The organism is Sphingomonas jeddahensis, from assembly GCF_001981525.1.
Taxonomy (GTDB): domain Bacteria; phylum Pseudomonadota; class Alphaproteobacteria; order Sphingomonadales; family Sphingomonadaceae; genus Sphingomonas; species Sphingomonas jeddahensis.
In genome coordinates, this window is the sequence record NZ_MPSB01000003.1 from 144,719 (window position 1) to 165,899 (window position 21,181).

Annotated in this window: 24 protein-coding genes; 8 read left to right on the forward strand and 16 right to left on the reverse strand. The window is 65.7% G+C overall.

The genetic code is table 11. From position 1 onward, the window contains the following. Positions 1–8: 8 nt before the first annotated feature. A complete protein-coding gene (gene cyoA / locus SPHI_RS04680; RefSeq protein WP_076743735.1) occupies positions 9–1,172 on the reverse strand; it encodes a ubiquinol oxidase subunit II in 1,164 nt (387 codons plus the stop codon). A gap of 155 nt (positions 1,173–1,327) precedes the next feature. Here cyoA and SPHI_RS04685 point away from each other — a divergent pair, with 155 nt between their 5' ends. Further along, entirely contained in the window at positions 1,328–2,659 is a 1,332-nt protein-coding gene (locus tag SPHI_RS04685; protein ID WP_076743736.1) for an MFS transporter, read from the forward strand. 131 nt (positions 2,660–2,790) lie between these two features. Here SPHI_RS04685 and SPHI_RS04690 read toward each other — a convergent pair whose 3' ends face one another. Next, positions 2,791–4,896, reverse strand: coding sequence for a RelA/SpoT family protein (locus SPHI_RS04690; protein WP_076743941.1), 2,106 nt, complete (start codon positions 4,894–4,896; stop codon positions 2,791–2,793). 109 nt (positions 4,897–5,005) lie between these two features. Next, complete coding sequence (locus tag SPHI_RS04695) at positions 5,006–5,365, reverse strand: CC_3452 family protein (protein WP_076743737.1); 360 nt, start codon at positions 5,363–5,365, stop codon at positions 5,006–5,008. A 156-nt stretch (positions 5,366–5,521) separates the two neighbouring features. Here SPHI_RS04695 and SPHI_RS04700 point away from each other — a divergent pair, with 156 nt between their 5' ends. Continuing rightward, positions 5,522–5,995 (forward strand): winged helix-turn-helix transcriptional regulator, encoded by a 474-nt coding sequence (locus tag SPHI_RS04700; protein ID WP_076743738.1) that lies wholly within the window; start codon positions 5,522–5,524, stop codon positions 5,993–5,995. Positions 5,996–6,010: 15 nt separating this feature from the next. On the opposite strand, the gene SPHI_RS04705 is transcribed toward SPHI_RS04700, so the two are convergent. The 13 genes from SPHI_RS04705 to SPHI_RS04765 form a co-directional block, all read right to left on the reverse strand. After that, positions 6,011–6,916 (reverse strand): flagellar motor protein MotB, encoded by a 906-nt coding sequence (locus SPHI_RS04705; RefSeq protein WP_076743739.1) that lies wholly within the window; start codon positions 6,914–6,916, stop codon positions 6,011–6,013. 223 nt (positions 6,917–7,139) lie between these two features. Further along, positions 7,140–8,003, reverse strand: a complete 864-nt coding sequence (gene motA / locus SPHI_RS04710) for a flagellar motor stator protein MotA (RefSeq protein WP_076743740.1) — start codon at positions 8,001–8,003, stop codon at positions 7,140–7,142. A gap of 248 nt (positions 8,004–8,251) precedes the next feature. Next, positions 8,252–9,142, reverse strand: a complete 891-nt coding sequence (flgL, locus tag SPHI_RS04715; protein WP_076743741.1) for a flagellar hook-associated protein FlgL — start codon at positions 9,140–9,142, stop codon at positions 8,252–8,254. Continuing rightward, positions 9,142–10,479 carry a flagellar hook-associated protein FlgK gene (flgK, locus tag SPHI_RS04720; protein ID WP_076743742.1) on the reverse strand — a complete coding sequence of 446 codons (1,338 nt, stop codon included), beginning with the start codon at positions 10,477–10,479 and terminating at the stop codon, positions 9,142–9,144. Before flgK ends, flgL begins: the two co-directional genes overlap by 1 nt. Positions 10,480–10,486: 7 nt before the next feature. Next, complete coding sequence (locus SPHI_RS04725; protein WP_083719789.1) at positions 10,487–10,882, reverse strand: rod-binding protein; 396 nt, start codon at positions 10,880–10,882, stop codon at positions 10,487–10,489. Continuing rightward, complete coding sequence (locus tag SPHI_RS04730) at positions 10,879–11,985, reverse strand: flagellar basal body P-ring protein FlgI (protein WP_198927822.1); 1,107 nt, start codon at positions 11,983–11,985, stop codon at positions 10,879–10,881. Before SPHI_RS04730 ends, SPHI_RS04725 begins: the two co-directional genes overlap by 4 nt. Positions 11,986–12,178: 193 nt before the next feature. Further along, positions 12,179–12,853: a flagellar basal body L-ring protein FlgH gene (locus tag SPHI_RS04735; RefSeq protein ID WP_076743943.1), complete on the reverse strand. Its 675-nt coding sequence runs from the start codon at positions 12,851–12,853 to the stop codon at positions 12,179–12,181. Between the two features lie 5 nt (positions 12,854–12,858). Further along, positions 12,859–13,647: a flagellar basal-body rod protein FlgG gene (gene flgG / locus SPHI_RS04740; protein WP_076743743.1), complete on the reverse strand. Its 789-nt coding sequence runs from the start codon at positions 13,645–13,647 to the stop codon at positions 12,859–12,861. Positions 13,648–13,678: 31 nt separating this feature from the next. After that, entirely contained in the window at positions 13,679–14,431 is a 753-nt protein-coding gene (locus SPHI_RS04745; protein ID WP_076743744.1) for a flagellar basal body rod protein FlgF, read from the reverse strand. Positions 14,432–14,556: 125 nt separating this feature from the next. After that, the gene (locus tag SPHI_RS04750; RefSeq protein WP_076743745.1) at positions 14,557–15,804 is read right to left on the reverse strand and encodes a flagellar hook protein FlgE; all 1,248 of its coding nucleotides are present in this window, start codon (positions 15,802–15,804) and stop codon (positions 14,557–14,559) included. Between the two features lie 44 nt (positions 15,805–15,848). Further along, positions 15,849–16,529 (reverse strand): flagellar hook assembly protein FlgD, encoded by a 681-nt coding sequence (locus tag SPHI_RS04755; protein ID WP_076743746.1) that lies wholly within the window; start codon positions 16,527–16,529, stop codon positions 15,849–15,851. Between the two features lie 3 nt (positions 16,530–16,532). Continuing rightward, complete coding sequence (gene flgC / locus SPHI_RS04760; RefSeq protein WP_076743747.1) at positions 16,533–16,943, reverse strand: flagellar basal body rod protein FlgC; 411 nt, start codon at positions 16,941–16,943, stop codon at positions 16,533–16,535. Positions 16,944–16,946: 3 nt separating this feature from the next. Beyond that, entirely contained in the window at positions 16,947–17,285 is a 339-nt protein-coding gene (locus tag SPHI_RS04765; protein ID WP_076743748.1) for a flagellar basal body rod protein FlgB, read from the reverse strand. 473 nt (positions 17,286–17,758) lie between these two features. Between SPHI_RS04765 and SPHI_RS04770 the strand changes: the two genes are divergently transcribed. The 6 genes from SPHI_RS04770 (at position 17,759) to SPHI_RS04795 (ending at position 21,179) form a co-directional block, all read left to right on the forward strand. Further along, entirely contained in the window at positions 17,759–18,424 is a 666-nt protein-coding gene (locus SPHI_RS04770; RefSeq protein WP_076743749.1) for a motility protein A, read from the forward strand. Beyond that, the gene (locus SPHI_RS04775) at positions 18,421–18,939 is read left to right on the forward strand and encodes a flagellar motor protein MotB (RefSeq protein ID WP_198927813.1); all 519 of its coding nucleotides are present in this window, start codon (positions 18,421–18,423) and stop codon (positions 18,937–18,939) included. The genes SPHI_RS04770 and SPHI_RS04775 overlap by 4 nt, the downstream gene beginning before the upstream one ends. Next, complete coding sequence (locus SPHI_RS04780) at positions 18,936–19,439, forward strand: flagella basal body P-ring formation protein FlgA (protein ID WP_076743750.1); 504 nt, start codon at positions 18,936–18,938, stop codon at positions 19,437–19,439. Before SPHI_RS04775 ends, SPHI_RS04780 begins: the two co-directional genes overlap by 4 nt. A gap of 69 nt (positions 19,440–19,508) precedes the next feature. Next, on the forward strand, positions 19,509–19,787 hold the full coding sequence (gene flgM, locus SPHI_RS04785) for a flagellar biosynthesis anti-sigma factor FlgM (protein ID WP_076743751.1): 279 nt from the start codon (positions 19,509–19,511) through the stop codon (positions 19,785–19,787). Further along, complete coding sequence (locus tag SPHI_RS04790) at positions 19,774–20,085, forward strand: flagellar protein FlgN (protein WP_076743752.1); 312 nt, start codon at positions 19,774–19,776, stop codon at positions 20,083–20,085. Before flgM ends, SPHI_RS04790 begins: the two co-directional genes overlap by 14 nt. Positions 20,086–20,306: 221 nt before the next feature. Next, positions 20,307–21,179, forward strand: a complete 873-nt coding sequence (locus SPHI_RS04795) for a lytic transglycosylase domain-containing protein (protein WP_076743753.1) — start codon at positions 20,307–20,309, stop codon at positions 21,177–21,179. Positions 21,180–21,181 lie beyond the last annotated feature (2 nt).

The window sequence follows — 21,181 nt, forward strand, 5'->3', positions numbered from 1 at the left end:
CCGGCGGCTCAGCCGCGCGCCGCGCCGGCAGAGCCGGGCGCAGGGGGGAGGAGAAGGAAGGACATGTCGCGGTTGCGCGGCGAGGCTGGGTCGGTGGCGCCCGGCACGTCCGATGTTGGCGGCTTGGACAAGTGCGGCGCAGGCTCAATCTCCTGCTTGTCCTTGAACAGCGCGCCGTCTGGCTTTTCGCGCGGAATGGAGCCGCGGCCGGCCGGCATGCCTTCTCCGGCTTCGTTCGCGTCGCGCCCGCCGCCGCCAGCGGCCGCATCGCGTGCCATGATCTCGCTCATGCACGGCGTGCCCGGCGTGACGCAGCGCTCATAGACGCGCTGGAACAGCTCCGGCTGAACGCTGGCGAAATGCATCGCCGGCACCTTCTCGCTGGGCTTTTCCAGCTTCAGGTAATTGGCGGTGTCGAGCGACATGCCGCGCGCCTTCACCTGGCCCACCCAATTGGCGAAGCCTGCATTGTCCAGCCCGCGCAGCTTGAAGCGCATGTAGGAGAAGCCGGCGCCTGAATAATTGGCCGACATGCCCTCGTAATCGCCGGCCTTGTTCAAGACCGCGTGCAGCGTGCTGCGCATCCCCGGCATGGTATAGACCATGCCCGCCAGCGTCGGCGCGTAGAAGGTGTTCATCATGTTCGACGACGTCATGTCGAAGCGGACTTCGCGATCCACCGGCAGCGCCAGCTCGTTCACGGTCGCGATGCCGAGCTCAGGATAGATGAACAGCCATTTCCAATCGAGCGATACCACCTGCACCAGCAGCGGGCGCTCGTTGGTCTTGGCCTTCACCGCCGAGATGCGGTTCAGCGGACGAAACGGATCGAGCAGGTGGGTGCTCGACCAGGTCAACGCGCCCAGTGCAATGATGATCAGCAGCGGTGCGGACCAGATCACCAGCTCCAGCGAGGTGCTATGGTCGAAATGCGGATCGTAGGTCGCGTCCTTGTTGCCGGCGCGATAGCGCCAGGCGAACACGACGACCAGGATCATCACCGGCACGATGATCAGCAGCATCAGGCCGACCGAGGCATAGATCAGGTTGCGCTGCTGGAGCGCGATATCGCCTGCGGGATCGAGCACGTCGCCGCAGCCGGCCACGGCCAGCAGCAGCGGAATCAAGGCCGCACGGGCAAGCCGTGGCAGCAGAGCGGGTTGGTCGAGCATATGGCACGCTCCTAGGCCGAGTCCGTGGGCTGCTACATTGGACAATTTGTCCAATCCCGTCACTGGCGTCGGTTAGGCAGAGGGGTGTATTGTGAACCCCGACGCGGGCCAACCATTTATCGCGTGCGGCGGACATGCCGCGGGAGCTTGAGCGAATGACTGCATCGACCACTGCGCCGGAATCGACGCCCCTGGAGCGCGATGCGCGGCTGGTGAATGCCCGCCACAAGGATATCGCACCGGGCGAGATCGCGATCGGCGTCATCATCGGCCGGACCAGCGAGTTCTTCGATTTTTTCGTGTACGCCATCGCCTCGGTGCTGGTGTTCCCGCGAATCGTGTTCCCCTATGTCGATGCGCTGACGGGCACGCTTTATTCGTTCGCGATCTTCGCGCTGGCGTTCATCGCTCGGCCGTTCGGCACCTTGCTGTTCATGTGGATCGATCGCGTCCACGGCCGCGGTACCAAGCTCACCATCGCGCTGTTCCTGCTCGGCGGATCGACCATGGCGATCGCTTTGCTGCCCAGCTATGCACAGGTGGGATCGCTCTCGGCCGTGCTGCTGGCGCTGTTCCGCATCGGCCAGGGCGTCGCGCTTGGCGGCGCCTGGGATGGTCTGCCCTCGCTCCTTTCGCTTAACGCGCCGGAGAACAAGCGTGGCTGGTATGCGATGATCCCGCAGCTCGGCGCCCCGCTCGGCCTAATCATCGCATCGTGCCTGTTCGCTTATTTCCTCGCCATTCTGGCACCGCAGGATTTCCTCAGCTGGGGCTGGCGTTATCCGTTCTTCGTGGTGCTGGCGATCAACGTCGTGGCACTGTTCGCACGGCTGCGACTCGTCGCCACGCCGGAGTTCGAGCGCCTGTTCGAAAGCCGCGAGCTTCAGCCGTCACCGGCCTTCTCCACCATGTTCCGTGAGCGCCGCACGATCATCCTCGGCGCCTTCGCGCCGCTGGCGAGCTTCGCCCTGTTCCACCTCGTCACCGTCTTCCCGCTGTCGTGGGTGACGCTCTCGGTCGGCGAGGATCCAGTCCGCTTCCTCGGCATCGAGGCGCTTGGCGCGGTCGTCGGCCTGCTCTCGATCCTCGCCTCGGGCGTGATCGCCGACCGGGTCGGCCGCCGCGCGGTGCTCGGCGTTTCGGCAGCGCTGATCGCGGTGTACAGCGGCTTCGCGCCGCGTCTTCTCGACGCCGGCGAGACGGGCGGGGCGATCTACATGCTCGGCGGGTTCGTCCTGCTTGGCCTCGCCTTCGGCCAATCGTCTGGCGCGGTGAATGACAGCTTCCCCGCCGAATCGCGCTACACCGGCGCGGCGATCGTCGCCAACGCCGCCTGGGTGATCGGCGCGGGCTTCGCCCCGCTGGTCGCGCTGTTCCTGGCCAGCCGCGTCGGCCTCTGGTCGGTCGGCCTGTACCTCTTGTCGGGCGCGATCTGCACACTGGGCGCGCTGGCCATTAATAAGGAATTCGCTCGCCGCTCGGCGTAAGCTCACGGTTCCCGCGGCGGTCGGCTGATCCAAGCCGCCGCCGCGGTTCGCGACACATCGATCGTTCGCCCCGAGCTTGTCGAAGGGCGTGCCACAAGCGCCCGGCCGGTGGATCATCTACTCCGCGAGAGCTAAACTCGCTCCGCGGCGTTCACCGCATCTGCCGCGCGCAACGCCGCCAGCAACCGCATCAACTGGTGCGCGTCATGCACCTCCACGTCGATCACATTGGTGTGGAACTGCGTGTCGCGGGTGTCGAGCCGCAGGTTTATGATGTTGGCCTTGTGCTGGCCGATGATCGTCGCCAGCACGCCAAGCGCGCCAGGCTCGTTCTTCACCTCAACCGCAATGCGGGCGGTGGCGCCCTCGGTCTCGTTGCCCCATTGCACGTCCAGCCAGTCGGTCTCGTCGTCTGACCGGTCCGCAAGCTCGGTCAGGGTCGGGCAGTCAATGCGATGCACCTCGATCGAGGCGTCCGGCCGTCGCAGGCCGACGATCCGATCCCCCGGCACGGCATTGCAGCATTCCCCCAGCTGATAAGCGACACCGGGTGCCAGCCCGTCGATCGAGATGGCGGAGGATTGCGGGGGGGCGTGCGCGACATCGGCGCCCGCGGAACCCGGCATCAACGCTTCCATCACCTGCGCATCGGTCAGCGTGCGTCGCGCGATGGCCTGCATCAGCGCCGCTTCATCGATCAGCTTCAATCGCGTGAGCGCATGGCTTACCGCATCGCTGCCGAGTGGCGCGGGCAGTCGAGCAACGATGTCGTCGTAGAGCTTGCGGCCAAGTGCGATCGTCTGCTCGCGCTCAACCCCGCGCAAGTGACGGCGGATCGCCGCGAGCGCTTTGCCGGTGATTGCAAAGCCAAGCCAGTTCGGCTGCGGGGTCTGCGCCTTGGATCGCAGCACCTGCACCTGATCGCCATTCTCGATCGGCGTGCGCAGCGGCACCACGCGCCCGTTGACCTTCGCGCCGACCGCCTGATCGCCAAGGTCGGTATGCACCGCATAAGCGAAATCGATCGGTGTCGCCCCCTTGGGCAACTGGATCAGCTCACCCTTTGGCGTGAAGGCGAAGATGCGATCCTGGTACATCGCGATCCGGGTATGTTCGAGCAGCTCCTCGGGGCTTCCCGCCGTGTCGAGGATCTCGACCAGATCCGCGATCCAGCTGTGCTGTGTCTGCGGGCTGACTCGCGCGCCCTGCTTGTAGGCCCAATGCGCGGCGAGGCCGAACTCGGCTTCGGCGTGCATCTCCTCGGTGCGGATCTGGATCTCCACGCGCTGGTTCTCGGCGTGGATCACCGAAGTATGCAGTGATCGATACCCGTTGCGCTTGGGGGTGGAGATGTAATCCTTGAACCGACCCGGCACCATCGGCCAGCGGCGGTGGATATGGCCAAGCGCGGTGTAGCAATCCTCCTCGGTCTTCACGATCGCACGAAACGCCATGATATCCGATAGTTGCTCGAAGCTGATGTGGCGCTCCTGCATCTTCCGCCAGATGCTGTACGGATGCTTCTCGCGCCCCATCACTTCCACGTCGACGCCGTGACGCGACAGCAGCAGCGTCAGCCCCGATGCGATCTTGGCGATCCGGTCCCCGCCACCGGTCTTCAGCTGCTCCAGCCGCCGCGTGATCGATTCATACGCTTCCGGCTCGAGTTGCGCGAAGGCGAGCGTCTGCATCTCCTTCATGAACTCGTACATGCCGATCCGCTCGGCGAGCGGCGCGTAGATATCCATGGTCTCGCGCGCGATGCGCTTGCGCTTGTCCGGATTCTTGATGAAGTGAAGCGTGCGCATGTTGTGCAGCCGGTCGGCCAGCTTCACTAGCAGCACGCGGATGTCGCCCGACATGGCGAGCAGGAACTTGCGCAGATTCTCCGCCGCGCGCTCGCTTTCGGTCTGCGCCTCGATCTTGGACAGCTTGGTCACGCCATCCACCAGTCGCGCGACATTGTCGCCGAACACCTGGCGAATTTGGTCGCTGGTGGCGACGGTATCCTCGACGGTATCGTGAAGGATCGCGGTGGCGATCGTTTCGTCGTCGAGGTGAAGCTCGGTCAGAATGCCGGCTACTTCGATCGGATGGCTGAAATAGGGGTCTCCACTGGCGCGCTTTTGCGTGCCATGCGCGTTGACCGAAAACACATAAGCGCGGTTGAGAAGCGCTTCGTCGGCGTCGGGGTCATATTCAAGGACCCGGTCCACAAGTTCATATTGCCGCAGCACGGCATGGACTTGAGCAGCCACGACATTCTTTGCAACAAAAAAGGTTGGTAACGAAAAGGGCCCGCACCGTGGGGTGCAGGCCCTCTCCGTTTATCGGCGGGAGCGCCGATCAGTTGGCAGTGGCGGGCGCCGCTGCGGTCTTAGCAACCATCGTCTTGCCGCCCTTGGCCTTGGCATTGCACGCATCGAGCTGCGCGGCATCGAATGCCTGACCATTGGCGCTGAAGCCGGTCAGCGCGCCGGCGCTGCGGGCGACGAGCTGGCAAGCAGCCATTTCACGCATCGGCGCATTGCTGACGACATAGGCGCCGTCCCGGACCTGCCACGCGGTGTCGCGGGTCATCAGCACGGATTTGGTGGGCGCTGCGGCCGGCGTTGCAACATAGGCCCCGTTCGGCTGAGCCGAAACGCCAGCGGCGGCAAGCAGGGCAGCGGAAGCGAGAACCGAACTGGCGAGCATGCGAATCATGATGGACACTCCCAAAAACCTAATGTGTTCCATCTAGATGCTGCGCAAGCGAGTTTCAATACAAAACTCGCAGGTGCGAGTTGCAATTAGCTACTATTATTTTCTATTCGGCGGCAATGGCGCAATGCGTTACCTTCATGTGAAAGAGGAGTTTCAATGGGCGAGCTGCGCGAGCCGCTAGGAGAATGCAGCCTTCCGGCCGCGCTGGAGACGATGGGCGAACGCTGGGCGTTCTTGATCCTGCGCGCGGCATTCAACGGGCTGCAGCATTTCGAGGAATTCCAGTCAGAGCTGGGGATTGCGCGCAACATTCTGGCCAGCCGGCTGGGCCGTTTTGTCGATCACGGCCTCATGCAGCGGCAGTCGCTCCCCGAGGATCGTCGCAAGATCGCTTACTGCCTCACCGACAAGGGGTATGCGCTGCTGCCGACGATGGTCGCGCTGCGGCAATGGGGCGAACGCTGGGAAACCGGCTGCCCGGCCTTTCCGATCCTGGTCGATGCCCGCGACAATCGCCCGATTCAGCAAGTCGCGGTGCTTAGCCACGACGGCCGCGTGCTGGGCAAGGGCGATCTGCACTGGGCGCTGCCCGGCGAAGTGGATGCCGAGGAACGCGACGCCGCGGCGTAAGCGTTCCCCGACGTCCTACTGCCCGAACGCGCCAGCGCGATAGAGCAAGGTTATCGCCACCCGTCGATTGCGCGGGTCCTGCGGGTTGTCGACGATCATTGGCTCGCGATCGGCGACACCTTCGATGCGGTGGAAACGATTCTCGGGGATGCCGCCCAGCGCAAGCCGTCGCCGGGTCGCTTCGGCGCGGCCGGTGGCGAGCATCCAGTTATTCATCGCGCGCGGATCGCCATAGGGCAGGCTGTCGGTATGGCCGCGAATCATGATCGGATTTTGCGTCGCGCGGATTCCTTCCGCCACCATCCCGATCAGCGACGCCGCATCGCTTTCCAGCGCCGTCGTGCCAAGCCCGAACATGGAGTAATCCGCATCATCGACCAGGTCGATCCGCATGCCGTTCGGCGTCATGGTGAAGCGAATGTGCTTGGCCAACGCGGCCAGGCTCTTGCGCTCCTTCAATTGCTGCTCGACCTGCTGCTTCAACTTGGCGAAGTTCTGGCGATCCTCCGCCGCGATCGCTTCGCGGCTCCGCAGCGAGCCCTTCTTGCCGGTGCCCATCTGCGGCCCGCCGGTGCCATCGGGACGCGACACGATCGCGGGCATGCGTGAATTGCCGTCGTGCGGCCCGGTCCTTTGATCGGTCGTCACCGATTGCCCGCCCAGCAATCCACCGCCGCCGATGCCCAGCGACTTGGTGTTGAGGATCGTGGGCGCGAAATAATCGGCAATGCCCTTGCGCTGTTTTTCGGTGGTGGCGCCGAGCAGCCACATCAGGAGAAAGAACGCCATCATCGCCGTTACGAAATCGGCATAAGCGACCTTCCACGCGCCGCCATGATGGCCGCCGTGTCCCTCGATATAGATCTTCTTGACGATGATCTTGGGCGGCTGGTTCGCCCCATGCGGCGCACGCGCGGCCATTATGCGGCGCTCCGGTTTTGTTCACACGAAGGCGCGAAGACGCGAAGTGACAGCAGGCGGGGCTGCGTCACCCCTCTCGTTCGGGCTGAGCTTGTCGAAGCCCCGTCCTTCCTCACAATGGAAGGCAACCCTTCGACAAGCTCAGGGCGAACGAGGAGGGAGCTATTCTTCTCTCCCGCCTGCGGCGTCGCTCTGGACCGGCTTACCGCCCTCGCGTGAACAATCACTTCCCGCGCAACCCGTCGAACACCTCGGCGAACCCAGGCTGGTTGACATGTGCGATCCCCGAACGGGCCGCTTCGATCACCAGCGGCTGCGGGTGGCCGTGCAAAGAGGCGACAATGATCTGCTTCACCACATGGTAGATCGCCGCATCGGCATCGATCACCTGCTTCAACCGTGAGGCGAGCGGGCTGACGATGCCATAGGCCAGCAGCACGCCGAGGAACGTGCCCACCAGCGCCGAACCGATCATCCCGCCCAGCACCGACGGCGGCTGGTCGATCGAGCCCATCGTCTTCACCACGCCCAGCACCGCCGCGACGATGCCCAGCGCCGGCAGCGCATCCGCAAGCGAGGAGAGGGTGGTGTGCGGCCCCTCCACCTCATGGTGGTGGGTCTTGATGCCGTTATCCATCACCTCTTCCACCGCATGCACATCCAGCGTGCCCGAAGACACGACGACAAGCCGCAGCGTATCCGCGATCAGGTTGACGAGCGTATGGTCGGCCAGCAGTTTGGGATATTCGGCAAACACCGCGGAGGATCTGGGATCCTCGACATGCGGCTCCAGCGCGATCGGCCCTTCCATGCGCAGCATCTTCATCAGCTTGCTGACCAGGAAGATGACGTCGAGATAATCCTGCTTCTTGTACTTCGGACCTTTGAACACCTTGGCAAGGCCGCCGCCCATCGCCTTCAGTTCCTTGCCCGAATTGCCGATGATCAGTGCGCCTGCCGCCGCGCCGCCGATGATCAGCATTTCGTGCGGCAAGGCATGCAGGACGGGCCCAAGCGACCCGCCGGTTATGGCAAAGCCACCGAAGACCATGACAATGAGGACGACGAGGCCGATGGCGGCAAACATTGCATTCCCCGGGCGAAAACGTGAGCCGATCTTTAATCGGCGGAGGTAGCCAAGTGGTTACCGCGGCGTGGGTTTTATCTGGCGCTTACCCGCCGTTCGTCGCGAGCGTGGCTACCTTTGGTGTCGAGCTTGTCTCCGTTCGCCCTGAGCTTGTCGAAGGGCGTGTTCCAGGCAAGTACTTCGACAAGCTTAGTACGAACGGAAAAACCGGTTCCGCCGGTTCGAGATTGCTGCGAAGCTCAAGTTTCTCACCGCAGATAATCGAACAGCGACAGGCTCGAGAGCTTGGAGAAGCTCGCCTGAGTCGCTTGAAGGATCGTCATTGTCTTCTGCAACTCGATCACCGTCTCGGTCACATCGGCATCCTCGATGCCGGTGCGCGCCACTTCGCGGTCGTCCGCCGCGCTCTTGATCTGTGCCGCCTGCAAATCGACCCGCGCCTCGCGCGCGCCCAGCGAGGCCTGTGTTGCGGTCACCTGATCCGACACTGCGGTCAGCGTGTCCGCGGCGCCCTCCGGCACCGGCTCGCCCGCGCGCAGCGCCGCGACGATCGCGGTCAGCGCACTGCCGATGTCGCCGCCATTCTCGACGGAGAGGAAGTCCTTGGCATTGACGGTCGCCTCGACGCTCTGGCCGTCGCCGATCGGGATCGCCGCTGCCTTGCCCTCGGCGAAACCCAAGGTGCCGCCGGTGTTGGTCACCGCCGTGTCGCCGTCCTTGCCACCAAACAGCGGCATGCCGCGCGCGTCCTTGCCATTGGCGAGCGACACGATCGATTCGAGGATGCCGGCCAGTTCGGTCGCGATCGCTTCCTTGGCGGTGTCCAAATTGGTGCCGGTCCTGGCCTGGATCACCAGTTCCGACGCGCGTTGTAGCTGGTCGGTCATCTGCGTCAGCGCGGTGCCCGCCTGTTGCAGCACCGATTGCGCGATCTTGACGTTGGCCGCGTCCTGCTTGCCATCGGCATTGGCCCGGCTGATCACCTGCAACCGCTGGTAACCGACGCTATCGTCGGATGGCGCGATCAGCTTCTTGCCGGTGGAGATCTGTTCGTTGAGATTGTCGAACTGCGCCGACAGCTTCTGCATCGCGCTGGTTGAGCGATTGTAGAACAGATTGGTGGACAGATTAACGCTCATCAGCGGATATCCAGCAGCGTCTGAAAGGTATCGCGCGCGATCGAGATGACGCGGCTCGACGCTTGATAGGCTTGCTGGAAACGAAGCAGGTCCACCGCTTCGCTGTCCAGATCGACGCCCGAGATCGTGTCGCGCGCGGTGATCGCGCTGCCACGGATCGCGGCCTGGGCATCGGCGACCATCCCGCGCGCCTGGATCGCGGCGGCATTGTCCGCGACCATGCCGGTCAGCGTGCCCTCGAACTTGCCGCTCGTCCGCACGGCCTCGAGCGCCGCCAGATTGCCGTTGCCGCGCGTCCCTTCGCCGGCCGACGCAGCGGCGATGCCGCGCGGATCGGTCATGGCAAGGCTGATGTCGGTCGGCGCCGCGCCCACGGCAAAGAGCGGTTCGCCCGGCGTGCCGTCAAGCGTGCGGCCACCCGCCTGCACGTCGTTGACGCCTTCGACGAACGCGCTCGCCATTTCGCCGAGCTCGACGCGCGCATCGGCGATCCGCTGCGCGCCATCGACCACGCCGCCCAAGGCCCCGCCATTCGGCGTCAGCACCGATACGTCCTTGCCGTTGGTCACCGCGAAGGCGACCGCGCCCTCGGCATTGCGCGCGTAGCTGACCGTCCCGACCTGATTGCCGCTGACCAGAACCTGCCCGGCGCCCGCACCGGCACGCACCGTCGCACGGCCCGCCGCGTCGAAGCTGGCGGAAACGTCGACGATCGCGCTCATCTTTTCGAGCAAGTCGTCGCGCTGATCGGCGAGGTTCGCCGCCCCCGCGGTGCCCGGGCCGGCACGGCCGAGCCCTTCGTTCACCTTGGCGAGTGCCGCCGACAGGCTGTTGAGATCGGCCGCCGCCTGATCCGCCGTCGCGTCGAGCTCGGTTGTCGCATTAGCCAGCGCCGCGCCGGTCGAGGTGAACGACGCCGCGAGCGAGCGTGCCTGTTCCAGCATCGCCGCGCGCGGGGCAGTGGCGGTGGGATCCGCGGCCACCGCCTTGGCCGCGTTGAAGAAGCTGGTGAGCCGCGTGTCGAGCCCCGAACCGGTCAGCGCCGATTGGATGCGATCCATCCACACGCCGCCCGCCTCGGTACGGGCGAGGTCGGCGCCCGCGCTGCGCACTGCGGCGGCCTTGAACTGGTCGGCCGCCCGGCTAACGCCAGTGACGAACACGCCATGCCCGCTCGTCGCCCCCGTTGTTCCGGAAACGCTGACGATTTCCTTGGTCGTGACGGTCCGCCGCGAATAACCGGATACGCCGGCATTCGCGATGTTCTCCGACACCACGGCCAGCGCAGCTTGATTCGCGCGGACGCCCGAAGCGCCGATGGACAGAAGATCGCTCACGCCGGTGTTATCGGCGCGGCGTGGTTAAGTTCGATTGAAGATTTGGATCTGGTTCCGCACCGTTTTCCGCACCCGCCTGATTTTCCGCGATTGTGGCGGAAAGGCCACGGGCCAGGAAATCGGTCATCGCCTTGCCGATGCCTAGCGGCGTGTGCTCCGCCATCTGCTGCACCAGTTTCTGGTCCTGCATGTCGCGGAACGTGTCGATCGCCTGGCTGTCGAACAGCGGATCGGCGAGCTTCGCCTGCCGCATCGACTTCAGCATCATCGACGTGAAGACCGACTCGAACTGCTGGCCCGCCGCCTTCAGGTTTTCGCCCGTGGCGGTGCGCTTCAGGCCCGAATCGATGCCGGTGGCGCCGGAGATGTGCCCGATCGTGCTTGGTGTTGGCCCAGTGCTCACAGGACGATCAGCTCCGCCTTGAGCGCGCCGGCTTCCTTCAGCGCCTCCAGGATCGCGACGAGGTCGGCCGGGGAAGCGCCAATGGCGTTCACCGCCTTGACGATGTCGGCCAGCTTGGGGCCGGGATTGAGCAGGAACATCGGCCGCCGCTCCTCGTCCACCGCCACGCCCGAATTCTGCTCCACCGCCGTCTGCCCGCGGCTGAAGGGCGCCGGCTGGCTAATGCGTTGATTCTCATCAATTCTCACGGTCAATTTGCCGTGCGTCACCGCCGCCGCGCCGACGCGCACCGCGGAGTTGATGACAACGGTCCCCGAGCGCGCGTTGACGATCACCTTGGCCGGCGGCTCGGCGGCGGTGACGTCGAGATTCTCAATCGTCGACATCAAGGTCGCGCGCACGTCCGCGCCCATCGGTGCGCGCACCGCCACTGATACCGCATCGACCGCCTGCGCCACGCCGAAGCCCAGCTTCTGGTTGATCGCCGCCGCAACATTCTGCGCCGTCGTGAAGTCCGCCCGCTGGAGATTGAAGGTGAGGTTAGGCGAATTGGCAAAGCCGGTCGCCACCGCCCGCTCAACCGTCGCACCCTCCGGAATGCGGCCGGTCGAGGGCGTGTTGACGACGATCTGCGATCCGTCACGCCCCTCGGCGCCGAGTCCACCGACGGCGAGATTGCCCTGCGCCATGGCATAGATCTGCCCGTCCGCGCCGAGCAGCGGCGCCATGATCAGGCTGCCGCCACGCAAGGACTTGGCCTTGCCCATCGAAGACACCGTAATGTCGATCCGCTGCCCCGGCTTGGCGAACGCCGGCAGCTCGGCGGTGATCATCACCACCGCGGCATTCTTCAGCCCCTGGTTCGCGTTGGGCGGCAGCTGGAGGCCGAAGCGCGAGGCGACCGCCTTCATCGACTGCACGGTATACTCGAGATTGTCATCGCCCGTGCCGGGCAGGCCGACGACCACGCCATAGCCGGTCAGCTGGTTCGACCGGATGCCCTGAAAGCCACCCAGATCCTTGATCCGGTCGGCCGCAGCAGGCGTCGTCGCGACGATCAGCGCGGCAAGGCAGGCGAGAAGGGTGCGGACCATGGTCATGATGCTCGGTTTAGGGGAAATGTGGTTAACATCGGCACAAGGCGTGCAATCACTCCCGTTCGGGCTGAGCCTGTCGAAGCCCGTGCCCCAAACGCCGCCGCGGCCTGTCGCACGTCCTTCGACAAGCTCAGGACGAGCGGAGGAGAGCGCCTGGTTGAGCTTCCAGCCCGAACGGGGGAGGGGTGATCGCCCATGATCAGAACGGGCTCACCACCTGGAAGAACCGGCTCAGCCAGCCCTGCCGTCCGGCACGCGCCACATCCCCCTTGCCGGTATAGGCGATCTGCGCATCCGCCACCCGCGTGGAGAGCACGCGATTGTCGCGATCCACGTCGGCCGTGCGCACCAGCCCCTTGATCTGCACGAATTCGTCGCCGCGATTGAGGGTTACGCGCTTCTGGCCCTGCACCAGCATCGTGCCGTTGGGATAGACCTGCGCCACCGTCACCGAGATTTCGCCCGACAGCGAATTGGCCTGGCCAGCGGTGCCGGTGCCGTTGAACCCGCGCGTGCCGCTGATGCTCGCATCGGTGGTATTGAACAGGTTGAGCGGCCCGGTGGTCGGCGGCGTGATGCCGAACCCACCACCCGAATCGAGCTTGGAGGTCGAGGACTTGGACGCCGCCGTCCGCTCTACCAGCACGATGGTCAGCGGATCGCCGACCCGCCGCGCCCGCCAGCCTTCGTGCAGCGCGGCATAGCCATCCGCCACCTGGAAGATCGAACCCGTCGCCGGCGCCGGTGCAGGCGCGGCAACCGGCATCGGATGCACCGCGGTGAAGTCTTCCGCCGGCTTCTTCTTGCCGAACAGCCCGGCTTGTGCCGGCGCCGCGACCACCAGCATGGTGGCCGCAAGGGTGAGAGCGCGCATGGCCATCAGATGTTCTGGTTGACGTACTTGAGCATGTCGTCGGTCGCGGAGATCATCTTGGAATTAACCTCATACGCCCGCTGCGTCTCAATCATGTCGACCAGCTCCTCGACGACATTGACGTTCGACGCCTCCAGCATGCCCTGGCGGATCTTGCCGCGACCGTCTTCGCCCGGGACCCCCATGTTGGCGGTGCCCGACGCGGCGGTTTCGACGAGGTAGTTGTCGCCGATCGACTGAAGGCCAGCGGTGTTCGGAAAGCTTGCAACTTGGATCTGACCCAGGTTTGCCGCTTCCGCCTGGCCCGGGATGGTGGCGGATACGGTGCCGTCCATGCCGATGGTGATGGCGGTGGCGTTTTCGGGCACGTTGATGCCCGGCATCACCTGATACCCCTCGCTGGTGATCAGCAGCCCCTCGGGCGAACGCGAGAAATTGCCCGCGCGGGTATAGCCCAGCTGCCCGCCCGGCAGCTGCACCTGAAAATATCCGTCGCCGTCCAGCGCCATGTCGAGGCTGTTGCCGGTGGTGTTGAGCGACCCTTGCGTGTCGATCCGTGCATTGGCCTGCACGCGCACGCCGGTGCCCAGGTTCAGCCCGGTGGCATAACGTGTTTCCTGCGTCGATTGCGCACCCGGTGCGGTGATCACCTGATAGCTCAGCGTCTCGAACGAGGCGCGATCGCGCTTGTACCCAGTGGTGTTCACGTTCGCGAGGTTGTTCGAGATCACCCGCATGCGCGTATCCTGGGCGTCGAGCCCGGTACGCGCGATGTGCATGGCGGCGGTGGTCATGTCCTTGTTTCCTTACAAATCGCGCGGGGGATCAGCCGGGCATCCGCATCACGGATGCGGCGCCTTCGTCCATGGTCTTGGCTTCCTTGAGCAAGTTGGCCTGGACCTCGTAGCTGCGCTGGTTCTCGATCATGTCGACCAGCACCTGAGTCATGTTGACGTTGCTCTGCTCGAGCGAGCCGGACGCGATCTTGGCGTCCATATTCTCGGGCAGCACTCCGCCCCCGCGCACGTGCATGAGGTTGTCGAGCCCCTTCACCGTCGTGGAGCCCTTGTCCGAGACGAGCTTGAGCTTGTCGACGACGGTGGCGTCGGTGGCCGCGCCACCCTGCGGGACGATCGAGATCGACCCGTCCGATCCGATCGACAGTGAGTTATACGGCGGGATGGTGATGGGGCCCCCCGACCCCATCACCAGATACCCGTCCCCTGTCTGCAGCGTGCCCGACGCGGTGACGGTCAGGTCGCCGCGGCGCGTGTACGCCTCGGTCCCGTCGGGCGCCTGCACCGTCAGCCACGTGTCGCTGTCAGTCAGCGCCACGTCGAGATTGCGGCCGGTCTGCACGATCGCGCCGACGCTGCGATCCGCGTCTGTCACTTCCTCGGCCGCCGGCGCGCGTGCCTCGAAGCGCGCGCCGCCGCCCTTCAGCTCGATCCGGTCGAATACGACGCGATCGGCACGAAAGCCGGTGGTGGAGGCGTTCGCCATATTGTTGGCGATCGCGGCCTGCGCCGCCATGTGCGCCTTGAGGCCTGTCGCCGCCGTGTAGACCAGCTTGTCCATCGCTTATCCTTGGGTCTTCTCTTCCGTTCGTCCTGAGCTTGTCGAAGGACTGCCCTTTTCTTCGAGGAAGAAGAGCAAGGCTTCGACAGGCTCAGCCCGAACGGAGAGCAAGAGTCAGGCCAGAATCACGCGCGGATGTTGAAGATCGTCTGCGAGATCTGGCTGGAGGTATCGAGCGCCTTGGCGTTCGCCTGGAAGTTGCGCTGCGCCGCGATCAGCTCGACCAGCTCTTCCGTGATATCGACGTTCGATCCCTCGATGGTGCCCGACATCAGCTTGCCAAAGCCGTTCTCGTTCGCCGCGCCTACCGTGGCCGTGCCCGACAGGCCGGTCGCGCTCCAATATTGCCCGCCGTTCTGGCGCAGGCCGGTCGGATTGACGAAGTTCGCCAATGCCACCTTGCCCAGCTTCACCGCGTCACCGTTGGAATAGCTGGCGGTGATGATGCCGGCGTTGTCGACGGTGATGCCGGCGAACTCGCCCAACGCGGTGCCGTCCTGGCTGCGCGACTCGATCGAGAACGGCTGCTTTGCGGCGGTGCTGCCGGTGAGGTCGAGCTTGATCGTGCGCGGGTCGGTGGAGCCGGCAACCGGCACGGTGAGGGTCAGATTATCGGAGGTCAGATTGCCGGCGGCATCGAAGCTGACGCCCACGCCGGTGCCGTCGTTCATCTTCTCGCCGCCGACATAGCTGTACACCGTCCACTCGCTGGCGGTGCTCGCCGCGTCAGTCGGTGCCTTGCGGACGAAATAGTTGGTGAGCGTCTGCGCGTTGCCCTTGTCGTCATAGATCGTCGTGCTGGTGGCATTGTTGTAGCTTGCCGGCTTTGCGGGATCGAACGTCGGATCGGTCGGCACCGTCGCGCCGACGTTCAGGTTAGCCTTCAGCGTGACGCCGCCGGTTGCCTTCGCTTCACCGCTTGTCATCGGCACGCGCACATCGGCCAGTGTGCCGCCATTGGGAACCGTGCCGTCGGTTTCCACGGAGAACGCCTGCAGGCGGCTGCCCTGAGCGTCGGTGATGTAGCGGTTGGGATCGACGCTGAAGCTGCCGTTGCGGGTATAAGCGGTGGTGGCGCCGCCGGAAGTCATGGTCTTCACCGCGAAAAAGCCGTCACCGGCCACCGCCAGGTCAAGCGAGGAGCCGGTGGTTACCAGGCTGCCTGCGCCGAACATCTGCTTGTTCTGTGCCAGCGCCGCACCCGAACCGGTCAGCCGGCGCGGATCGCTGGTGAAGTTGGACGCCATGATGTCGGTGAATTCGCTGCGGCTTTTCTTGAAGCCATTGGTCGAGACGTTGGCGATGTTGTGCGAGATGGTCGACATGTCGGTCTGCGCTGCCTGAAGGCCGGAAAGCGAAGTGTAGAAGGACATCGGGGGTACTCCTGGAAAGGGTGAGATTTGGGGGGGGGGGGTAATCAGCCGATCTGGCGAACGGCGCTGGCAGGGACCTCGCCGATGCCCGGCAAGGTGAGGACGGCGGCGCCGCTGGTGGTCGAAACGGAGGTGACCGGCGCCCAGACGAGCCCGTTCGCGGCGACGCCTTGCGTGCCGTCGTTGGCCGTGACGGTGACGGAGAACGGACCCGATCCGGCGTCCGCGCCGGCGGCGGTCTTGCCGTCCCACTCGTAAGCGATCGTGCCGGCCTTTTGCGCGCCCAGATCGGCGGTGTGCAGCAACTGCCCGTTCCCATCCGAGATCGAGACGACGACGTTGCTGGCGTCGGCACCAAGCTCCACCGCGCCGGCGATCCCGCCCGAGGCGCGGCCGTACGCCACATTGCCGGGCGTCAGCACCGTGCGCCCGACATAGCTCACCGCATCCTGCATGCTGGTCGCCCCGAGCTTGTCGGCGATCGCCTTCAGCGTCGAGCCCATCTCGGTGATGCCGGCCAGCGAGGAGAATTGCGCCATCTGCGCAACCATCTGCGTGTTGTCGACCGGATCGAACGGATCCTGGTTCTTCATCTGCGCGGTCATCAGCTTCAGGAAATCGGCCTGGCCGAGCGATGCCGACTTGGCGGTCGCATTGTTCGCCGCGGTCTTGGCCGTGCTGCTGATGCCCAGATTACCCAGCGTCGTGTCAAAGGAGGTCGCCATCTATCAGCGCCCCATCTTCAGCGTGTCGACGATCAGCGACTTGGCGGTGTTCATCACCTCCACGTTGTTTTGATAGGAGCGCGCGGTCTCCATCATGTCGACCAACTCGCGCGTCTCGTCGACGGCGGACTGGTAAACAAAGCCCTCGGCATCGGCCATCGGGTTGTTGGGATCGCGGATCTTGGTCGGCTCCTCGCCGGCGGTCACGACGCGCTCGACATCGACGGTGGCCATGCCGCTCGCTTGGTCGAACTGCGTGCGGAACACCGGCTTCATGCTGCGATAGGCGGTTTCGGCCGAACCGCTCACCGCGCCGGCATTGGCGAGATTGGACGCAGTGGTGTTCATCCGCGTCAGCTGCGCAGACATCGCGCGGCCGGCGACCTGGAAGATCGAGAGGGGCTGGTTCGCCACGGCTTATTCTCCCTTGAGCGCGCGCGTGAGCTGGTTGATGCGCCCGTTCAAGAACGAGAGCGTGGTCTGATACTGGACGGCGTTTTCGGCAAAGGCGGTCTGCTCCTTGCTGAGCTCCACCGTATTGCCGTCCATCGAAGGGGAATCGGGAACGCGATACAGCATCGCCCCATCGATCCCGCCCTGCCGCTCCACCGAGGCCAGCGCCTGAGTGAAGTCGATGTCCTTCGCCTTGAAGTTTGGCGTCGACGCATTGGCGATGTTCGAGGCAAGCAGGTTCATCCGCTGCGCCCGCACCTCAAGCGCCGCGCCGTGAACCCCGAACAGATTGCCGTTGGCCATGTGATCTCCTGCACGTCCTGTGCGCGGGGTGTTCAGCAAGGGATGTGCCAATTGGAGCTGTCGGAGCGGTTTGCCGAGTGCGGCAGGGTGGGCCGGCAAGGCTTTGCCGGGCGGCCGGCAAGCTTGCCGGAGGGGCGCGGGCTTTGGGCGCGCTGAGGCCGGAACCACCCACTCCGCCATGCCGGCCTATACCGGTATCCAGGGGGCCGCGTATACTCAGCCGGCGAGTTTGCGGATGCCTGGATGCCGGGACAAGCCCGGCATGACGAAGGATAGGACGTTCGCCCCGCCACCAACGTCATCCCGGCGCAAGGGCGGGATGACGGCATCACCATCGTTCGTCCCGAGCGAAGTCGAGGGACAGGACACAAGCGCCACCTCCTCGGCTCGTCCCTCGACTGCGCTCGGGACGAACGGAGAGGCGAGGGCGTCACCCGCAACCAATCTGGCCCGTCCCTTGCGTAGCCCCGCGCATGAACCTCGCCACCTTTCTCGATCCCACCGCGCTGGCCATCGTCGGCGGCGGGACGATCCTGTCGGCGATCCTGCGCACCCCTGCCGCCGATCTTGCACGCGCAATCGCAGCGCTGCGCACCCTCCCGCGCCGCCGCTTCTCGGCCGAGCCATTGCTCGAACAGATCACCGCCTTCGGCCGCATCGCGCGCCGTCACGGCGCCATGGCGCTCGACCGCTCGGTGATCGCCGACAAGGATCTCGCCGCCGCCGTCGCCGACATCGTCGATGGCCACGGCCCCGATCATGTCGCGGCGCGCCTCCAGCACCTACGCCGCGCCCGCATCGAGCGCCACGTCGCCGCCGCCGACGCCTGGGCGGGCATGGCCGAGGCCGCGCCTGCCATGGGCATGATCGGAACCCTGGTGGGCCTCGTCGCGATGTTCGTGCAGATGGCCGATCCGCAGGCGATCGGCAGCGCCATGGCTGTCGCCTTGCTCGCGACACTCTACGGCGCGCTCCTCGCCAACCTCGTCGCCATGCCGATCGCCAACCGCCTGCGCGCCGCCGCCCGCGTCGAGGCATTCGAACGCGGCCGCCTCGAAGCGCCGCTCGCCGCGCTGGCCGAGCGCGAGCGCCCGCGCCCGGTCAGCTTCTCGCCGCATCACCCGAGCGAAGCGGCATGACGGTCGCCGACGATTTCCCCGCCGCGCCGCAAGGCCGCCCCTTGTGGCTGATCACGCTTGCTGACCTCGCTTTGCTGCTGGTCGGCTTCTTCGTGCTGCTCCAGGCGAACCAGCAGGTCGATCGTAAGGCACTGGCGAGCGGCATCCGCGCCGCGTTCGGCGCCTCCGCTGAAAAGCCCGCCGCCGATCCGCTTCCCGTCGCCGCCGCCGGCATGTTCAACTTCGCGCCCGGCTCCGCGACGCTCCCGACCGCGCCCGACAGCCTCATCGCCTGGGCGCGCGAGGCGCTGCGCGACCCGCGGGTGTCGCTGCGCATCACCGCCGCCGTCGACGGCACGCCCGCTGACGTCGATCCGGCGACCGGCAGCGCCGCCGTGCTCGCCGCCGACCGCGCACGCGCTGTCGGCGCTGCACTCGCACCGGTCGCCGCCGACCGCCTCGTCATCCTCACCGCCGACCGGCCGTCGCGCCGCCAGGTGGTCGTCACCTTAGCCTTCACCGGAGAAACACAGTGATCGCGCTTGCACTGGCGCTCGGCGCCGTTGCCCATCAGGATACCGCCACGCTCGACAAGGCGGTGGCCGCTTTCACTGGCCGTGGGATCGGCGATGACGGGGGTGCCCGCGCCGCGATCGATGGCCGTCTGAAACTGGCGCAATGCCCCACCGTCGCGCTGTCGTGGCGCACGGAGGCGCATGATGCCGTGGTCGTGACGTGCGCCGGCCCGGAGTGGCGGCTGTTCGTCCCGATCCGCAAGGCGGCGGCTGCACCCGCCGCGGTTGGAACCGCTGTTGCTCCCGCTGCACCGGCGAAGGCGGTGAAGGTCATCCGTCGCGGCGATCCGATCATGATCGAGGCAGGGTCGGAAGGCTTCTCCATCACCCGCTCGGGCGTCGCAATGGCGGACGCTGCCGCGGGTGAGCGGCTGATGGTCCGGGTCGAGGATGGCAAAATGCCCGTACAGGCCGTGGCGGTGGAGTCCGGCCGTGCGACGTTGCCCGGCTGGGTAGAGTGAAAAAAATCCTAAAGGTGTCGCGCCACCGGCCGTTTAAGCTCTCGGTATCGAGGCGCAGCAGGTACGGTCATGGTCGACTCAATCGGGTCAAAACTGTCAACGAACAAGGTCGCTGGGGTGACGCGCGTGGCCACGCCAGCCGCCGCCGCCAGCGTCACCAAGCAACCGGGAACAGCGCAGGTGCCCACGGTTGCGGCCCAGCTTGCCGCCTCGGCGCCGGTCGACATGGACCGCGTCGCCCGCATCAAGCAGGCGGTAGCCAGTGGCAACTTCCCCCTTTCGCCCACAACGATCGCGGACACGCTGATCGCTGCCCGCTACGAATGGATGTCGCATGACAAGGCGTGACGCCCTGATCCGCGTGATCGATACGCTCCACAGCGAGATCGACGCGCTCAAATCCAATAACGTCGCGGGTCTCGAAAAGGCGACCTCGGCCAAGCTCGTCGCGATCGAGACGCTGCGCGGCCTCGACGAAGGTCCTGCCGGCCCGGAGCTGCGCGAGCTTGCCGACGAGGCCGATCGCCTTAACGACACCTGCCGCATCTACGTGAACCTGATGGCGGCAAATGTCCGCCGCCGCCTGCAGCTTTTGACCGGCGAGGGCGGCAGCGCCTACCGCCGCGGCCCCGTGGCCTACGCGTAGGTAGTGCGTTTAATCCTCCCTACGCGAAGCGTGGGGAGAGGGACCGCTCGCCGCAGGCGAGTGGTAGAGGCGCTTGGTTCACCGCACGCTTCCTCCAAGCCGGCTCTGTCACCATGCCGTGCATTGTTAGCCTCCCCTGCGCCGGGGAGGAAACATCCTAAACAACTGGCACGTCTCTTGCTGATCACTCCCTCAAGAACAGGGAAGTGCGCACAGCAACGATGACCGTCAACGCCGTCTATACCACCGCCGGCCGGGTGCAGTCCGCGATCCAGCGCGCCGCCGCCCGCACCGGCATCGATTTCGATTACCTGATGGGTCAGGCAAAGGTCGAAAGCGGCTTCAACGCGTCCGCCCGCGCGCGCACCTCCTCGGCCAGCGGCCTCTACCAGTTCATTGAGCAAAGCTGGCTCGCCGTGATGAAGGATCATGGCGCCAAGCACGGCATGGCCTGGGCGTCCGATGGCATCCAGCGCACCTCCTCGGGTCGCCTGTCGGTCAGCGATCCCGGCATGCGCCGCGCGATCCTCGACTTGCGCTTCAACCCCGACGTTGCCTCGCTGATGGCCGCCGAGCACGCCTCCGACAACAAGGACGCGCTGGAGGCGAGCCTTGGCCGCGAGGCGAATGGCACCGATCTCTACATGGCTCACTTCCTCGGTCTCGGCGGCGCCAAGCAGTTCCTGCGCGCGATGCAGGTGTCGCCCGATCGCACCGCCGCCAGCATGTTCCCGTCCGCTGCCCGCGCCAACCGCCCGGTGTTCTACAACAGCGATGGCTCGGCCCGCTCGCTTGCGCAGGTCTACCAGCGCTTCGGCGCCAAGCTCGGCGCGGGCGCGGACGGCGGTGCCGCCCCTGCCGGCAACACCGGCAACGAATTGCCGCGCCTGCAATTCGCCGCCCAGATGCTCGATATGGAGGGCGCCACGGTCATCACCGGCGCCAACCAGTCCGCCAGCGACGCGATGAGCTGGGCCACCGCTGCCATGGGCCGCAACACGCCCGAGGCGCGCGTCCAGACCGCCAGCCTGCTCCGCCCGTCACCCGACAATGCGCGGCTCGCGTACATGATGCTCGCGAGCATGGGGGGCTGATC

What these genes read in the sequence shown, in the direction of transcription:
- cyoA (WP_076743735.1), bottom strand. Translation starts at nt 1,172, where the DNA reads ATGCTCGACCAACCCGCTCTGCTGCCACGGCTTGCCCGTGCGGCCTTG.
- SPHI_RS04685 (WP_076743736.1), top strand. Translation starts at nt 1,328, where the DNA reads ATGACTGCATCGACCACTGCGCCGGAATCGACGCCCCTGGAGCGCGAT.
- SPHI_RS04695 (WP_076743737.1), bottom strand. Translation starts at nt 5,365, where the DNA reads ATGATTCGCATGCTCGCCAGTTCGGTTCTCGCTTCCGCTGCCCTGCTT.
- SPHI_RS04700 (WP_076743738.1), top strand. Translation starts at nt 5,522, where the DNA reads ATGGGCGAGCTGCGCGAGCCGCTAGGAGAATGCAGCCTTCCGGCCGCG.
- SPHI_RS04705 (WP_076743739.1), bottom strand. Translation starts at nt 6,916, where the DNA reads ATGGCCGCGCGTGCGCCGCATGGGGCGAACCAGCCGCCCAAGATCATC.
- motA (WP_076743740.1), bottom strand. Translation starts at nt 8,003, where the DNA reads ATGTTTGCCGCCATCGGCCTCGTCGTCCTCATTGTCATGGTCTTCGGT.
- flgL (WP_076743741.1), bottom strand. Translation starts at nt 9,142, where the DNA reads ATGAGCGTTAATCTGTCCACCAATCTGTTCTACAATCGCTCAACCAGC.
- SPHI_RS04735 (WP_076743943.1), bottom strand. Translation starts at nt 12,853, where the DNA reads ATGCGCGCTCTCACCCTTGCGGCCACCATGCTGGTGGTCGCGGCGCCG.
- flgG (WP_076743743.1), bottom strand. Translation starts at nt 13,647, where the DNA reads ATGACCACCGCCGCCATGCACATCGCGCGTACCGGGCTCGACGCCCAG.
- SPHI_RS04745 (WP_076743744.1), bottom strand. Translation starts at nt 14,431, where the DNA reads ATGGACAAGCTGGTCTACACGGCGGCGACAGGCCTCAAGGCGCACATG.
- SPHI_RS04750 (WP_076743745.1), bottom strand. Translation starts at nt 15,804, where the DNA reads ATGTCCTTCTACACTTCGCTTTCCGGCCTTCAGGCAGCGCAGACCGAC.
- SPHI_RS04755 (WP_076743746.1), bottom strand. Translation starts at nt 16,529, where the DNA reads ATGGCGACCTCCTTTGACACGACGCTGGGTAATCTGGGCATCAGCAGC.
- SPHI_RS04765 (WP_076743748.1), bottom strand. Translation starts at nt 17,285, where the DNA reads ATGGCCAACGGCAATCTGTTCGGGGTTCACGGCGCGGCGCTTGAGGTG.
- SPHI_RS04770 (WP_076743749.1), top strand. Translation starts at nt 17,759, where the DNA reads ATGAACCTCGCCACCTTTCTCGATCCCACCGCGCTGGCCATCGTCGGC.
- SPHI_RS04775 (WP_198927813.1), top strand. Translation starts at nt 18,421, where the DNA reads ATGACGGTCGCCGACGATTTCCCCGCCGCGCCGCAAGGCCGCCCCTTG.
- flgM (WP_076743751.1), top strand. Translation starts at nt 19,509, where the DNA reads ATGGTCGACTCAATCGGGTCAAAACTGTCAACGAACAAGGTCGCTGGG.
- SPHI_RS04790 (WP_076743752.1), top strand. Translation starts at nt 19,774, where the DNA reads ATGACAAGGCGTGACGCCCTGATCCGCGTGATCGATACGCTCCACAGC.
- SPHI_RS04795 (WP_076743753.1), top strand. Translation starts at nt 20,307, where the DNA reads ATGACCGTCAACGCCGTCTATACCACCGCCGGCCGGGTGCAGTCCGCG.